This is a genomic window from Enterococcus sp. AZ011 (genome assembly GCF_050548355.1).
Lineage (GTDB): Bacteria > Bacillota > Bacilli > Lactobacillales > Enterococcaceae > Enterococcus > Enterococcus faecalis.
Genome location: NZ_CP172959.1, coordinates 1,266,870 through 1,282,046 on the forward strand (window position 1 = coordinate 1,266,870; position 15,177 = coordinate 1,282,046).

The following is a 15,177-nucleotide window of genomic DNA, read 5'->3' on the forward strand; positions in this document are numbered from 1 at the left end:
GATATTTTTCTCAACTCCTCCATTTAATCATTTTTCGGATAAGAGCGCAAGCGTCTTTTTAACGGCACTACTGGTTTTGTTTCATTTGTTTTTGGAGTGCTTGCGATTGCTTTAATAGCTCTTTGCCGATAGTGGTATCTTTCACCAATAACCGCTGTAAGGGGCGATCGATGACTTGTTTGATGGAATGAATGTCTTGATTATTTAAAATGGCTGTTTCTTTACTAGAAAAAGATTTATGCGCGGTCAGTTGTAAACCAAACGAGTTGTACAACAATGTATAACCAGCAATCCCAGTAATTGTCTGATAAGATTTTGAAAAGCCGCCGTCAATTACGAGAAGCGTGCCATTTGCTTTGATTGGCGATTCGCCTTTTGTTCGTTTAACTGGTGTATGGCCATTAATGATATGTCGATTTTCACCAGTCACTTCAAATTCATCTAGGATTCTTTCACAAACTTCAACCGTATCACGCAAAGAGTAATAAGGATTCTTTTCTTCGTAATGTGTTTCTTTTTCAGCGAGAAAATAACGCTCAAAGGTTTTCATAGCTCGTTTACCAAATAATGAGGAACCTTCGCCACACCAAAGATACCATAAACAATCTGTTGCATAGTCATCTGTGCTAGCAGGCTGAGCATAAGCTTCTTCTAACATTTCCTGAAAGAAGTCAACTAAAGCTTTTCCTGAATAGGAGTGGCCTTTAAATGTATAAGCTTGAAAAGTACCGTCCGCATTCAGAGGCAGACAGCCGTGGATCAATAAATTTTGATTATACACAAGGTAAAGAGAGGCTTTTTCCATTAGAAAGCGCATGTGTTTTGTTAACCGCGGTGAAGACTGAAATTGCGTTAATAAATCATCAATTATCTGTTTTTCCTCACGTGTTAATTGGTAAGGCTGCTCTTCAGAAACGGTTTGGAAACAGCTGTTAATTAATGTATAACGACATTCGTCAAAAGTAATAGTTTCCCCTTGAATCTTATCTAGGCGTAGCCGATGTGCCAAGTTAAAATCAGGGCGTCGACCAATAATTTGGCCTTCTAGTTTTTCTTGAATAATGGCAATGGCTTGTTGCACACGCATCGCTACTTGTTTTTCATCTTCAGTTAACGCACGATAGGGATTTTTCTTGGGTGCAAAAGCAGGATTTTCTTTATACGTTTCTAAACTAAATTTTTTTAAGGCGGTTAAATCGATAGCATAACGTTCTTCTAACAAATCTAAATTTCCATAGCGAGCACAAATACGTACTACATTGGCTAAACAAGCCAGTGAACCACTATAAGCAGCCAGCCAAATCATATCATGATTGCCTAGTTGAATATCCAAGGAGTGATAGGACATTAATCGGTCCATAATTTTATCTGGTGCTGGCCCCCGGTCATAGATATCCCCAATAACATGTAGGTGATCGATAATCAGACGTTGGATTAGATAAGCTAATTCTGTCACGAAACGTTTGGCTTCACCTAGTAAAATAATTTTTTCAATAATTTGTTGATAGTAACCGTTTTTGGTTGTTGTTTCATCATATTGATAAATCAATTCTTCGAGAATATACCCATAGGTTTCAGGAAGGGCTTTGCGAACTTTAGAACGTGTGTACTTCATCGAAGAAGAACGGACGATTTCAACCAGACGGCGAATCGTTAATAGCCACCATTCATAAGAGAGGGCGCTTTCATTTTCTAAAAGTGTTAATTTTTCTTCTGGATAGTAGATAATAAAACAAAGCTCGTCCATCTGATGGGCATTTAATTCTTGTTTAAATAAAAATTGAACTTTTTCTCGGATTCGCCCAGAACCATTTCTTAAAATATGGTCAAAAGCTTCAAATTCACCATGTAAATCACTGACAAAATGTTCTGTTCCTTTCGGTAAATTCAAAATTGCTTCCAAATTAATAATTTCTTCAATTTGTTGATCGCGGTTCAGTGTAGCCAAGTCATCTGCCTTCTTTCTTTTTCGTATATACCAATTTTTATTTAAAAGATTAAAGTCTTGATAATAAAGGTTTTTTATTCGTATGCCAATTATTGTAGGCTATTTGGCGAAAAAAAGCAACAGGAGAAAGTCAGAGAAAAATGTGGAAAATTATAGGAAGCTACTGGGTTTTATGCTATGATTTTTAATAAAACGAAATGAAGGGGCGGGAAAACATGTTATTTGGTACAGCAAAAATGAATCGGGAAAATCATTTAGAAATCGGTGGTTGTGACACCGTAAAGTTGGCGCAAAAATTCGGGACGCCGTTATTTGTCTATGATGTCGCTCATATTCGCGCGCAAGCACGTGGTTTTAAACAAACGTTAAATCAATTAGGTATCAAAAATAAAGTGGTTTATGCAAGTAAAGCATTTAGTTGTTTAGCTATTTATCAAGTGTTAAAGGAAGAAGATATTGCTTGTGATGTTGTCTCTGGTGGAGAACTATTCACAGCTTTAAAAGGGGGCATGGAGCCAGCGGAAATTGAGTTCCATGGAAATAATAAAACCCCTGAAGAATTACGTTATGCTTTGGATAACAAAATAGGTACAATTGTCATTGATAATTTTTACGAAATTGACTTGTTGGAAGAATTATTAGCTACACGAAACCAAACACAAAAAGTTCTTTTTCGAGTGAGTCCTGGCGTGGATGCAGAAACACATGATTACATTTTGACAGGCCAAGAAGATTCAAAATTTGGTTTTGATGTTGCAAGTGGCCAGGCAACAGAAGCACTCGTTCGTCTTTTATCAAACCCCTCTTTTGATGTACAAGGGGTCCATTGCCATATTGGCTCGCAAATTTTTGCTGTGGAAGGCTTTTTAGCTGCTGTTGAAAAAATGTTCACTATTTTAGAAGACTGGCGGCAAGTCCATCAATTTACAGCACGTGTTTTAAATATGGGTGGTGGTTTTGGTGTGCAGTACACGCAGCAAGATGAGCCATTAGCACCAGCAACATTTGTTGAAAAAATTGTTTATTCCTTGAAAGGTCATTGTGAACAATTAGGGTATCCACTGCCTGAGCTTTGGATTGAACCAGGCCGCAGTTTAATTGCCGAAGCGGGCACAACGATATATACAGTTGGCGCGCAAAAAGAGGTTCCTGGTGTTCGTCATTTTGTTTCCGTAGATGGTGGCATGGGTGATAATATACGGCCTGCTTTGTATCAAGCAGTTTATGATGGTTTTCTAGCGAATCGTGATGGGCATGATTCAGTCAAGAAAGTCACAGTGGTTGGTAAATATTGCGAATCAGGCGATGTCTTACTTCGAGATATTTTATTGCCAGAAGTTAAAGCAGGGGATTTATTGGCCATTAGTAGTACGGGGGCTTACGGTTATTCAATGGCAAGTAATTACAACCGAAATCCTCGACCAGCGGTGGTTTTTGTCGAAGATGGACAAGCAAAATTAGTTGCTCGCCGTGAGACATATGAAGATATGACAACGTTGGATTGTTGATAGATTAAAAGTAGCCGCCTCTTTTTGAGCCGGCTGCTTTTTTTCAAAAAATAACAAAATGTAAGGGTGATTTCTTTCAGAAATGAAAAATCCATAGTATATTAAATGAAGAAGGAAATACTTTAGAAGAGGGTGTGATTTGCAGATGAAATGGCTCCTCGGGTTACTGATCATTTTTGCAATGATTGGCGTTGTTTTTTCTGTTTACATTGCCAATTATTTTTTGAAAATCGCGTTGCTTAAAGACAACCCTTGGTATCATAAAAAAGGGCATCGGTTATTAAATCCTGATAATTTTCAAGAACGAGAAACAAGATATACTAAAATAGAAGAACAACAAAAACAAGAAGGCGAAGCTTTTTGGACAGAGTCTTTTGCTGAAGATCGTTGGTTGAAAATTAAAGATGAAATATTGTATGCACGGTGCTTTATTCCTTATCCAGATAACCATCGTTGGGCGATTTGTGTGCATGGTTATCGTTCAAACGGAAAACGCGATATGGCATATACTGCATTACGTTTTGCAGAAGAAGGCTACAATGTTTTAGTTCCCGATTTGCGTGCGCACGGGAAAAGTTCAGGGGATAAAATTGGGATGGGATGGCTGGATCGGTTAGATTTATTAAGTTGGCTTAGTGAAGTTCTTGCCATTGATATGGAAGCAGAAATTATTTTAGTGGGCGGTTCCATGGGAGCGGCTACTGTCATGATGGCAAGTGGTGAAAAGTTACCAACGAATGTCCGCGGATTAATAGTGGATTGTGGCTACACTTCTGTTTATGATGAATTTAAATATGTCCTACATGAATCTTTTCATTTACCCGCTTTTCCTATTTTAACAATTGCTAATCAATTAGCATTAAATAACTATGGCTTTCAATTGAAAACCGCTTCTTCCGTGAGACAATTACACAAAAATACGTTGCCGACATTTTTTATTCACGGTACAGGTGATCGCTTTGTTCCAATGACAATGTTTGAAGAAAATTTAGCGGCAACTCAGGGGATAAAAAAAGGCCTCATTGTTGCTAAAGCACCACATTTATCTTCAAGTGTCTACGAACCTGAAAATTATTACAGTAGTATTTTTGAGTTTTTGGAAGAAAACTGTCCTGCGGTAAAAACAATATCCGACTAAAAAAGACATGGATTTTCATGATTCCATGTCTTTTTTTTGTCTGACTCGTTTAGCTAAATTTAAAGTGCTTAAAAAGAAAAATAACGGCGCCAAACTACCAAGGCAAAGGAACCATTTCATTGAATAAGTTAACTCTTGCTGTAAAAGAGATTCTCGTATATAGCTGAAACCTTCGCCATGGACCCGCAAATAAATATAAATGTAAGCAAAAAGAATCACTAAAGGCAAAATACAGACTTCTAATATTTCCAAAAGATAAGGAAAGGTTTTATTTAATAATTTGAGGCGTGTCTTATTCAATAGATAAGCAAAAATGAAAATTGACCATAAAAAACCAAAAAAACTAATCAAATAAAAAATCAGATTCGCACTTCCTGCATTCATAAAAGCTTTCGGGAAAAGTAGTCTGCCGATGAATGTATTTTTAATTGTAAAAGGAACATCAAAAATGGAAATATAAAGACAAAAAAGTACTAATGTTAACAAGGCATGCCAAATCTTTTTCTCCATTTCATTTAAAAAATATCTAATTACTTGGTACATTTCCATAAACTGTCGCTCCGTGTTTGAAATAATCGTAGTTTTGACTATACCATAGCTGTTCTCAATTTTCTTGAAAAAAATACACGCAACCAGCCTCGACTATACGAAACACACAGAGTGTCTAAAAAATAAGTTGCCGATCGCATTTTTTCGCATGCTAGTGTTGCACTTCTGTTTCGTTGGTGTTTTCTAATTGCTGATTTGTTGATTAAAAAAGGGCAGGAGGGAGCGTTTTTCTAGTATAATAATATAAAAGAATATAGAGAAAATCGTAGGATGGGAGTTATTCAAAGTGGCGGAGATTACAGTTAAGACAATTTCAGAGAAAGATGATTTAAAGAAGTTGCTTTTGGGTCAAGAGTATGACCACCAGCAGCCGGTTAAAAATATTTTAAAAGCTAGAACATCGAATGTCCATATTGAAAAGTACGAGGTTGTGGAGGATGTTTTTTTAAAGTTAACTGGGAAGGCGACCATGCACAAAGATATTATGAACTCATTTTGGACAACGTATAAAATTATGTTACAACTTGTTTATCCCGATTTCTTTAGACCAGCGGAAGTAATTGGGGAAAATCAAGAAAGCTATTTAGAAAAATCTTCTGAACAGAATTTGCTTGCAGTAAATAGCAAGTATCCGCCTCATGATTCCGGGACATCGGCTGTGATTTCGGACCGATATTTAACTTATTTTGACCAAGTTTTTCCTGACTATTTACCAAATCCTGTACCAAAAAAATATACATGGAATGAATTTCTTCTCGACAATTTTACTAAATTTGATCGAGTCCATCAGGACCCACAATTAAAGCGTTTTGCCGAACTTACCCATTCAATTGGAAACATTACAGTAGTTCCACTAGGATTTAACAGTGGAAGAAGTTTATCGTTTAAAGATTATTGGGATTATTCTTTAGAACAACTTTCGATATTTTTAGCTTCATTTCATTCATGGGAAAGCTACGTTCATACGTATGAGATGCAACCATTTTTAAATGAACAGTATCAACCAGTAGCGCTATGGAAAAATCATTTGAAAAAAGACTCGTTTATCTTACCTCAGAATATAGAGGAGATAAATGAATATTTAGTTCAAGTAAATCAACGAATAGAAAAAAGAGGGCAGCGAATAGTGAATCGGTTGTAATGAAATAAGAATCGACTTTTCACTAAACGTTGAAAGTCTCGAATCGTGTGCTCTTTTATTGACTCAGGAACAGAGAACGATTAAACTACTAGATTAGTATCAAAAAATAATTGCGTATAGGGCTAACCAGTCGCATGTTTAAATAACTTTTAGGTCTTATGTAAGTAACAAAAGTTATTAGTACGAAGCAATCATTTTAGAAAGGAGCTTTTATGCAATTCACATTATTAAATCAAGAAAATCAAGCCTATTGGGAAGCAACCTACATAGAAGCTTTTCCAGAAGAAGAGAGACTGCCGTTTGGTCAATTATTGACGTCTTCTCAAGCAGGAAAATTTCATTTGTTTGTTATTCAAGAGGCGGATGAGAACGTGGGGATTTTGTTAAATAGTCAAATTGCACCTGAAGCAACCTATGTCTTTTTCTTTGCAATTGATCAGCACCACCGAAACAAACGATTAGGCTCAACCGTGTTAGCGTTATTGAAGACACGTTATCCTAAGGGGGTTCTTTTAGAGAGTGAAGAAATTGGCAAAAATGCAGCGAATGAAGCCCAAAGAGAAAAACGTTATCAGTTTTATGAAAGAAATGGCGTGCAGGATACGGGGTATCTGATTATGGATAGAGGGCTCACTTTTCATATCATGTTTGCTGGAGCGTCAGGCTTCGGTGGAACGCAGCTACAGTTTTTATTAGTCTTCCATCCAGTAGCAAAAATTTGGAAAAAGCCAAGTATTGATGGCATTAGGTAATTTTTATCAAATAAGTAAATTAAACAAACAAAAAAACATATGAAAGAACGGACCAATCGGTTCTTTCATATGTTTTTTATCATTAGCCTCGAAATAACTAGCGAATACCCAAAGCAATTCGTGCGTAACGGCTCATTTTATCCGTTGTCCAAGCAGGGTACCAGACTAATTTTACTTCGATATTATTTACTTCAGGAATATCTTTTAAAACACCATGGATTTGTTCTGTTAAAACATCTGCTAACGGACAACCCATTGTGGTTAAGGTCATTTTGATGACAGTATCACCAGTTTCTTCTGCAAATTCAACTTCATAAATTAGTCCTAAATTAACAATATCGATGCCTAATTCAGGGTCAATCACTGTTTCTAATGCAGTTAAAATATCTTCTTTAATTGCTTCAACTTCTTCGGTTGAACGTTGTTGAGGTTGTTCACTCATTCGTCTTCTACTCCTTTGCAAGTTGCCTCTTTACTATCATACCTTTTTTAAGAATGTTTGTAAATGAGAAGTATCTCACATGTCATGGAATTTACTGATTTATTAAAAAAGCTCATAAAAATCTAAATTCATTTTATTTTAATCAAAATCTCATTATTTTGTTGACATTAGAAAACAATGAGTTTAGAATGATCGATAACAATCTAAATTTAATTTTTGGATATTTTTAAAAAACTGAATTTTCAGTCAATTGTAAATATCAAAGGGAGGATTTTATGAAAATTAAGCAGGTACATGTTAGGGCATCGAAAATTAAACTGAAAGAAACATTTACGATCGCTTTGGGGACGATAGAATCAGCGGATAGTGCAATTGTGGAAATTGAAACAGAAGAGGGATTAGTTGGATATGGAGAAGGAGGGCCAGGCATTTTTATTACCGGTGAAACGTTGGCTGGCACGATTGAAACGATCGAATTATTTGGCCAAGCAATCATTGGCTTAAACCCCTTTAATATTGAGAAAATTCATGAAGTGATGGATAAAATATCTGCTTTCGCTCCAGCGGCAAAAGCAGCAATCGATATTGCTTGTTATGATTTGATGGGTCAGAAAGCTCAACTGCCTCTTTATCAATTGTTAGGCGGCTATGATAACCAAGTAATAACGGATATTACACTAGGTATTGATGAACCAAATGTGATGGCACAAAAAGCCGTCGAAAAAGTCAAACTAGGTTTTGATACATTAAAAATTAAAGTCGGAACAGGAATTGAAGCTGATATCGCAAGAGTAAAAGCGATTCGTGAAGCAGTTGGCTTTGATATCAAGCTCCGCTTAGATGCGAATCAGGCTTGGACGCCCAAAGATGCAGTTAAAGCGATTCAAGAATTAGCAGATTATCAAATTGAATTAGTGGAACAGCCAGTTAAAAGACGCGATTTAGAAGGTCTAAAATACGTTACTTCACAAGTTAATACGACAATTATGGCTGATGAAAGCTGTTTTGATGCTCAAGATGCGTTGGAATTAGTTAAAAAAGGCACAGTCGATGTTATCAATATAAAATTAATGAAGTGTGGCGGCATTCATGAAGCGCTGAAAATTAATCAGATTTGTGAAACAGCAGGCATCGAATGCATGATTGGTTGCATGGCGGAAGAAACAACCATTGGCATCACGGCTGCTGCCCATTTAGCTGCTGCTCAAAAGAATATCACACGAGCAGATTTAGATGCGACATTCGGTTTAGAAACTGCGCCCGTAACTGGGGGCGTATCCTTAGAAGCAAAACCATTATTGGAATTAGGAGAAGCAGCTGGATTAGGCATTTCTCATTAAAAAAGGAGTAAAGCAAATGAAGTATGATTTAAAGTATCTTAGTGTTCCTTTGCCTGAGGAAATTCAAAGGGTGAAAGAATTTGGCGATTTTGCAAGTGCGGATATTGCCATTGATTTTTGGTTGACAAAAGAACTTCCGCAGGCATTAAAAGAACGTTTGATAATTGAAAAAGATGTCATTAAAATGATGCGTATGAATGAGTATCCTCATAGCTTTGCAAAAGCTGATCAAATGATGAGAGATACTTTTCAGGATTATCAAACAGAGGAATTAATTCGTTTAAAAGAAACGGGATTAGTGGACTGGGTTTATATTGACGGTGAACCGTATTTCCAACTTCGATTTTTGGCCAATTTAATTAAAACAAATGCGGCATATGTTGCACGTTTGCGGGAAGCAGAAAGCAATCAATTAGAAATTCTCCGCAAAAAAGAACTAAAAGAGAACATCGAACAAATGCAAAAAAACGGTGGTAGAAAAGTGAGAACAACAATTAAAGCCACCATTCAGGTGAAAAAAGAATTTGAGCGTCCAGGTGAGCGTGTTCATGTCCATTTGCCGCTGCCCAAAGCGTGTCAACAACAATCAGAAATTGAAATCCTAGCTACGTCACCTGAAGCAACCTATATTGCGGCAGAAGATGCGCCTCAACGAACACTGTGTTTTGAAACAATCTTAAAAGAAAATCAAACGTTTACAGTTGAATATTGTTATGTTAATCGGATGGTTTACCAACAGTTAGAAGAAAATAACGTAGACAAAATGCAACCAAGCTTTGATTTAGAGGAACAGTTACCGCATATTCGATTCACGCCTTATTTAAGAAATTTAGCAGATGAGATTGTGGGCGATGAAAGTAATCCCTTAAAAAAGGCACGCTTGATTTATGACTTTGTGACGACAAAGATTCATTATTCTTTCATGCGTGAATATTTTACAATTTCCAATATTTCAGAGTATGCTGCAACTAATTTAAAAGGTGACTGCGGCGTGCAAGCGATTTTGTTTATCACGCTTTGTCGGATTGCAGGGATACCAGCCAAATGGCAATCGGGATTATATGTTTCTACACATTATACAGGCTGTCATGATTGGGCACAATTTTATATAGAACCGTACGGCTGGCTCTTTGCGGATTTATCTTTTGGCGGAGGTGCTTACCGAGACGGGGATAGACAGCGGTGGAATCATTATTTCGGCAATTTAGATGTTTTTAGAATGGTCGCAAATAGTGAGATTCAGGCAGACTTTCAGCCGGCGAAAATGCAATTGCGTGCAGACCCAATTGACAACCAGCGGGGAGAATTTGAGTACGAAAATGAGGGCTTGCCCTACGCATGCTTGATAGTTTCGCAAGAACGGCTTTCCATGGAAGAGTTGCCGTTTGATTGACACATAGGGGGAATAGTATGAAAAAGTTAAAAATGATGGGGATTATGTTATTTGTTAGTACGGTCTTGGTAGGTTGTGGCACAACAGCAGAAACAAAAAGAGACGAGAAAGCAACTGAGAAAACCAGTGTCTCGAAAAAAGTTTTAAATTTAATGGAGAACTCGGAAATCGGTTCAATGGATTCTATTTTTACACAAGATGAAGCCAGTATTAACGCACAGTCCAATGTCTTTGAAGGGTTATATCAATTGGATGAAAAAGATCAACTAATACCTGCTGCTGCTAAAGAGATGCCAGAAATTTCTGAGGATGGCAAACGATATACCATTAAACTAAGAGAAGATGGCAAGTGGTCCAATGGTGATGCTGTAACAGCCAATGATTTCGTTTTTGCTTGGCGTAAATTAGCGAATCCCAAAAACCAAGCCAATTACTTTTTCTTGTTAGAAGGAACGATTCTGAACGGAACAGCTATTACAAAAGAGGAAAAAGCACCAGAGGAATTGGGTGTCAAAGCGCTTGATGATTATACTTTGGAGGTTACTTTGGAAAAGCCTGTACCGTATTTTACGTCGTTATTGGCATTTTCTCCATTTTTCCCACAAAACGAAGCATTCGTGAAAGAAAAAGGACAAGCCTATGGCACTTCTAGTGAAATGATTGTATCCAATGGTCCATTTTTAATGAAAAATTGGGATCAGTCAGCGATGTCGTGGGATTTTGTGCGTAATCCCGACTATTACGATAAAGAAAAAGTAAAATCAGAAACGATTCATTTTGAAGTTCTTAAAGAAACCAATACCGTTTATAATTTGTACGAATCAGGTGAATTAGATGTGGCTGTCTTAACAGGAGATTTTGCTAAACAAAATCGAGACAACCCAGACTATGAAGCAATCGAACGGTCAAAAGTCTATTCCTTACGTTTAAACCAAAAAAGAAACGAAAAACCATCCATTTTTGCAAATGAGAATGTCCGCAAAGCTTTAGCTTATGCTTTGGATAAAAAAAGTTTAGTCGATAATATTTTGGCAGATGGTTCAAAAGAAATTTATGGGTACATTCCAGAAAAATTTGTATATAACCCAGAAACGAATGAAGATTTTCGTCAAGAAGCAGGCGCCCTTGTCAAAACAGACGCCAAAAAAGCCAAAGAGTATTTAGATAAAGCAAAAGCAGAGCTAAACGGAGATGTAGCCATTGAACTTCTTTCAAGAGATGGTGATAGTGACCGAAAAGTTGCTGAATTTATCCAAGGCCAGTTACAAGAAACGTTGCCAGGTCTCACTATTAATGTCAAAACAGTTCCTTTAAATAATGCGATTGAATTAATGAGAAAAGGGGATTATGAATTGTCTGTTGGCATGTGGGGACCCGATTATCAGGATCCAATGACTTTTTTAGAAAGCTCAGTTAGTGGTAACCGTATGAACTATTCTAGCCCAACGTTTGATCAACTAATTGAAGAAGCAACAACTAAATACGCAAATGATCCTGAAACTCGTTGGCAAACATTAATTAAAGCTGAAAAAGTATTGGTGGAAGAAGATGCCGCTTTAATTCCTTTATACCAAGAGGCCCGTAGTCAGCTTGTACGACCAGGTGTCAAAGGTATTCAGTATCATAACTTCGGTGCAACGAGCACATATAAGTATGCCTATAAAGAATAAATTAGTGAACAAAAGTACCTTTAGCTGAAGGTACTTTTTTCCCGATAAGAGCTTCTTTTTTGTTAATAGTCAACAATTAATAAAAAAATAATTGAAAAAGGTTGACAAAAATAATGATACTCGTTAGAATAAGCACTGTTAACAAATGAATAGCGTTTTCATGTGACTAGATAATACTAGGCATGGAAGAATTTCGTAATACAATGTGGTGTACAATGGTTACGCAACATGTTTAACGGGATTGTTCTATGCTTTTTTTGTTGTTTTCACTGAAAATGTTAGAATTACTTCTGCAGAAGAGGGTCATTTATGAAAATTAAAAAGGTGCTAAATCAAAATGCTGTACTTGTTCTTGACGAAGGACAGGAGAAAGTAGCTGTCGGTAAAGGCGTCGGGTTTAATAAGACTAAAAATGATGTCTTATCTCGACAATTGGTGGAGCGGATGTTTGTGATGGAGCCAGAAGGACTGAAAAAACTTCAAGTATTGCTATCACAAATCGAAGACAAATACTTTTTAGCGAGTGAAGAAATTATCCAACATGCTGAAACGGTATTGGGTGAAAAGTTGAATGAACATATTAATATTGGGTTGAGTGATCACATTGCTTTTGCAGCTGAAAATATTCAAAATAATATTATTGTTCGGAACAAGCTTTTAAGTGAAATTGAGATTTTATATAGTGAAGAATTTGCTATTGCTCAATGGGCTGTAGAATATTTAACACAAACCTTAGAGATTCCATTTAGTTATGATGAAGCGGGGTATATTGCAATTCATATCCATAGTGCTCGCAGCGGGCGTACTGATAATAGTAAAAGTATCCGTGAAGTTACAATCGTTTCTGAAATTATTCATTTAATCGAGCAGGAATTGGCTATTGATATTCATGATGATAAAAATAGTCTCAGTTATTCACGTTTGGTGAATCATTTACGTTTGTTTATTCATCGCTTCCAACAAAATCAATATGCTGTTTTAGATGAAGAAATTTTGGAAGTCGTAAAGAAAAAGTATGCTGAAAGCTATGAAATCTCAAAAAAAGTACAAGTCTTATTAATGAGAAATTTTCATTATCAAGTACCAAATGAAGAACTTGGTTATTTATCGATTCACATTGAACGATTAAGAATGACCAAATAATAAAAATTAAATAGTTTATGTGAGGAGTTACGTATAATGAAAGCGTATATGCAAAGAATGGGACGTTCGTTAATGTTACCAGTTGCTGTATTACCGGCGGCTTCTTTATTAGTCGGTATTGCCAACTGGATCGTGGGAACAATCGGCGCTAGTCCAGCCACAACTTTTCTAATGAATGGTGGTTTGGCTATCTTAAACAACTTAGCATTATTATTTGCGGTTGGTTTAGCGTTAGGAATGTCAAAAGATAAAGATGGATCGGCAGCATTAGCTGGTTTAGTCGCTTATTTAGTGCCAAAAACTGTTTTAGCGCCTGCTTCTATCCAAGCCATTAAAGGCTTCAAGGATATTGCTGAAGTAAACCCAGCCTTCAACAGCATGGACAACAATGTCTTTGTCGGGATTGTCGCTGGTTTAGTTGCCGCGGCAATGTATAATCGTTTCTCTGGTGTGAAATTGCCAATGGCTTTATCATTCTTTAGTGGAAAACGTTTAGTTCCTATTATGTCAGCTATTTCGATGTTAGCAATCTCAGCTGTCTTATTCTTCTTCTGGCCAGTTGTTTATAACGGATTAGTTGCTTTTGGTAAAGGAATCTCTAGCTTAGGTTTCGTAGGAGCTGGCTTGTATGGTTTCTTTAACCGACTATTAATTCCAACAGGCTTACACCATGCTTTGAATTCTGTTTTCTGGTTTGATGTTGCTGGTATCAATGATATTGGGAACTTTTTAGCTGGTCAACAAGCGTTAGATACTGGTAAAGCAATTGTAGGACAAACAGGGATGTATCAAGCTGGTTTCTTCCCAGTAATGATGTTTGGTTTACCAGCAGGCGCGTTTGCAATTTATCAATGTGCACGTCCTGAGAAGAAAAAAGTTACAGCTTCATTAATGTTAGCTGCTGGTTTTGCGGCTTTCTTTACAGGCGTAACTGAACCTTTAGAATTCTCATTTATGTTCGTTGCTTGGCCTTTATATGTTTTACATGCAGTCTTTACAGGTATTTCTTTAGCATTCGCTGCGTTTATGCATTGGACAGCTGGCTTTGCCTTTAGTGCAGGTTTTGTAGACTTCTTCTTAAGTTTGAAAAACCCAGTCGCGAATCATCCAATGATGTTGGTGGTTCAAGGACTTGTCTTTGCAGCAATTTACTACTTCGGTTTCCGTTTTGCAATCACTAAGTTTAACTTAATGACACCAGGACGTGAAGAAGGCGATGGCGAAGAAACGCCAGATGTTGCAGAAGGTGACAACAAATTTGCTTCTCTAGCTCGTCGTATTTATGATGGTTTAGGCGCTGATGCTAATGTAACTTCTATTGATAACTGTACAACTCGTTTACGCTTAACAGTGAAAGATACAGGCAAAGTGGATCAAGCAAAAATTAAAGCAACTGGGGTTCCTGGTGTGAAAGTCATTGATGACACCAATATCCAAGTGATTGTTGGTACGGAAGTACAATTTGTTGCTGACGAAATGCAACGATTATATAACCACCAAGCGCCAGCAACACCAGTCAAAGAGACACCTGTTTCTCAACCAGTTGTTGAAGAAAAAGCACCAGTTTCAACAAAAGAAACTGAATTATATTCTGTAGCGAATGGGAAAGTTATTCCTATTTCTGAAGTACCAGATGATGTTTTCTCAGCAAAAATGATGGGTGACGGTTTTGCTGTCGTACCAACAGACGGCGAAGTTTCAACACCCGTTGCTGGTAAAATTACTAGCATTTTCCCAACAAAACATGCGTTAGGTATCCAAACAGATTCAGGCATTGAAGTATTATTACACATGGGTCTAGATACTGTTGAGTTACAAGGTGGACCATTTACATTACATGTTGAAGAAGGTCAAGTCGTAAAACAAGGCGATAAAATTGCAACCATTGATTTAGCTGCATTAGAACAAGCTGGCAAGAAATCAGATTTAATTGTTGTTTTCACAAATCAAGATATCGTTGCTCAATACGATTTACAAAAAGCAGGTCAAACGACTTCAATGAATGATGTAATCGGAAATGTTACCGTAAAATAAAAGTAAAAAAGGGCTAGCCGCAAGGCAGCCCTTTTTTTGTATTCTTTGAAAGTATTAGTGTCTGTAGAGCCAGTAATAAAAATCGCTTGCTCTACAGGTTTTTATTTATAAATAGCCTT

The 15,177-nt window shown here is 36.9% G+C and carries 12 protein-coding genes; 9 read left to right on the plus strand and 3 right to left on the minus strand.

The genetic code is table 11. The features are described 5' to 3' along the window. Positions 1–67 precede the first annotated feature (67 nt). Positions 68–1,948 (minus strand): fructose-bisphosphatase class III, encoded by a 1,881-nt coding sequence (locus IGL36_RS06155; RefSeq protein WP_002365630.1) that lies wholly within the window; start codon positions 1,946–1,948, stop codon positions 68–70. A gap of 197 nt (positions 1,949–2,145) precedes the next feature. Between IGL36_RS06155 and lysA the strand changes: the two genes are divergently transcribed. After that, positions 2,146–3,456: a diaminopimelate decarboxylase gene (lysA, locus tag IGL36_RS06160; protein WP_002369441.1), complete on the plus strand. Its 1,311-nt coding sequence runs from the start codon at positions 2,146–2,148 to the stop codon at positions 3,454–3,456. Between the two features lie 145 nt (positions 3,457–3,601). Next, a complete protein-coding gene (locus tag IGL36_RS06165; RefSeq protein ID WP_002398274.1) occupies positions 3,602–4,594 on the plus strand; it encodes an alpha/beta hydrolase in 993 nt (330 codons plus the stop codon). Positions 4,595–4,609: 15 nt separating this feature from the next. Here IGL36_RS06165 and IGL36_RS06170 read toward each other — a convergent pair whose 3' ends face one another. Continuing rightward, entirely contained in the window at positions 4,610–5,143 is a 534-nt protein-coding gene (locus IGL36_RS06170) for a hypothetical protein (RefSeq protein WP_002365632.1), read from the minus strand. Positions 5,144–5,429: 286 nt separating this feature from the next. Here IGL36_RS06170 and IGL36_RS06175 point away from each other — a divergent pair, with 286 nt between their 5' ends. Beyond that, the gene (locus IGL36_RS06175; RefSeq protein ID WP_002360383.1) at positions 5,430–6,284 is read left to right on the plus strand and encodes a hypothetical protein; all 855 of its coding nucleotides are present in this window, start codon (positions 5,430–5,432) and stop codon (positions 6,282–6,284) included. A 212-nt stretch (positions 6,285–6,496) separates the two neighbouring features. Next, positions 6,497–7,036: a GNAT family N-acetyltransferase gene (locus IGL36_RS06180; RefSeq protein WP_002398275.1), complete on the plus strand. Its 540-nt coding sequence runs from the start codon at positions 6,497–6,499 to the stop codon at positions 7,034–7,036. Between the two features lie 97 nt (positions 7,037–7,133). Here IGL36_RS06180 and IGL36_RS06185 read toward each other — a convergent pair whose 3' ends face one another. Then, positions 7,134–7,478, minus strand: coding sequence for a metal-sulfur cluster assembly factor (locus IGL36_RS06185; protein WP_002357660.1), 345 nt, complete (start codon positions 7,476–7,478; stop codon positions 7,134–7,136). 275 nt (positions 7,479–7,753) lie between these two features. Between IGL36_RS06185 and IGL36_RS06190 the strand changes: the two genes are divergently transcribed. The 5 genes from IGL36_RS06190 to nagE all read left to right on the plus strand — a co-directional run bounded on the left by IGL36_RS06190 (position 7,754) and on the right by nagE (position 15,058). After that, complete coding sequence (locus tag IGL36_RS06190) at positions 7,754–8,818, plus strand: dipeptide epimerase (protein ID WP_002360381.1); 1,065 nt, start codon at positions 7,754–7,756, stop codon at positions 8,816–8,818. 16 nt (positions 8,819–8,834) lie between these two features. Beyond that, a complete protein-coding gene (locus IGL36_RS06195) occupies positions 8,835–10,211 on the plus strand; it encodes a transglutaminase-like domain-containing protein (RefSeq protein ID WP_002398277.1) in 1,377 nt (458 codons plus the stop codon). Positions 10,212–10,228: 17 nt separating this feature from the next. Continuing rightward, entirely contained in the window at positions 10,229–11,881 is a 1,653-nt protein-coding gene (locus IGL36_RS06200) for a peptide ABC transporter substrate-binding protein (protein ID WP_002398278.1), read from the plus strand. 309 nt (positions 11,882–12,190) lie between these two features. Beyond that, a complete protein-coding gene (locus IGL36_RS06205; RefSeq protein ID WP_002357655.1) occupies positions 12,191–13,024 on the plus strand; it encodes a PRD domain-containing protein in 834 nt (277 codons plus the stop codon). 36 nt (positions 13,025–13,060) lie between these two features. Beyond that, positions 13,061–15,058, plus strand: coding sequence for an N-acetylglucosamine-specific PTS transporter subunit IIBC (gene nagE, locus IGL36_RS06210; RefSeq protein ID WP_002374894.1), 1,998 nt, complete (start codon positions 13,061–13,063; stop codon positions 15,056–15,058). Positions 15,059–15,177 lie beyond the last annotated feature (119 nt).

Bases quoted from the DNA above. Each gene is read 5' to 3' on its own strand.
- IGL36_RS06205 (WP_002357655.1), top strand. From the start codon at position 12,191: ATGAAAATTAAAAAGGTGCTAAATCAAAATGCTGTACTTGTTCTTGAC.
- nagE (WP_002374894.1), top strand. From the start codon at position 13,061: ATGAAAGCGTATATGCAAAGAATGGGACGTTCGTTAATGTTACCAGTT.
- IGL36_RS06180 (WP_002398275.1), top strand. From the start codon at position 6,497: ATGCAATTCACATTATTAAATCAAGAAAATCAAGCCTATTGGGAAGCA.
- lysA (WP_002369441.1), top strand. From the start codon at position 2,146: ATGAAGGGGCGGGAAAACATGTTATTTGGTACAGCAAAAATGAATCGG.
- IGL36_RS06200 (WP_002398278.1), top strand. From the start codon at position 10,229: ATGAAAAAGTTAAAAATGATGGGGATTATGTTATTTGTTAGTACGGTC.
- IGL36_RS06165 (WP_002398274.1), top strand. From the start codon at position 3,602: ATGAAATGGCTCCTCGGGTTACTGATCATTTTTGCAATGATTGGCGTT.
- IGL36_RS06190 (WP_002360381.1), top strand. From the start codon at position 7,754: ATGAAAATTAAGCAGGTACATGTTAGGGCATCGAAAATTAAACTGAAA.
- IGL36_RS06185 (WP_002357660.1), bottom strand. From the start codon at position 7,478: ATGAGTGAACAACCTCAACAACGTTCAACCGAAGAAGTTGAAGCAATT.
- IGL36_RS06195 (WP_002398277.1), top strand. From the start codon at position 8,835: ATGAAGTATGATTTAAAGTATCTTAGTGTTCCTTTGCCTGAGGAAATT.
- IGL36_RS06170 (WP_002365632.1), bottom strand. From the start codon at position 5,143: ATGGAAATGTACCAAGTAATTAGATATTTTTTAAATGAAATGGAGAAA.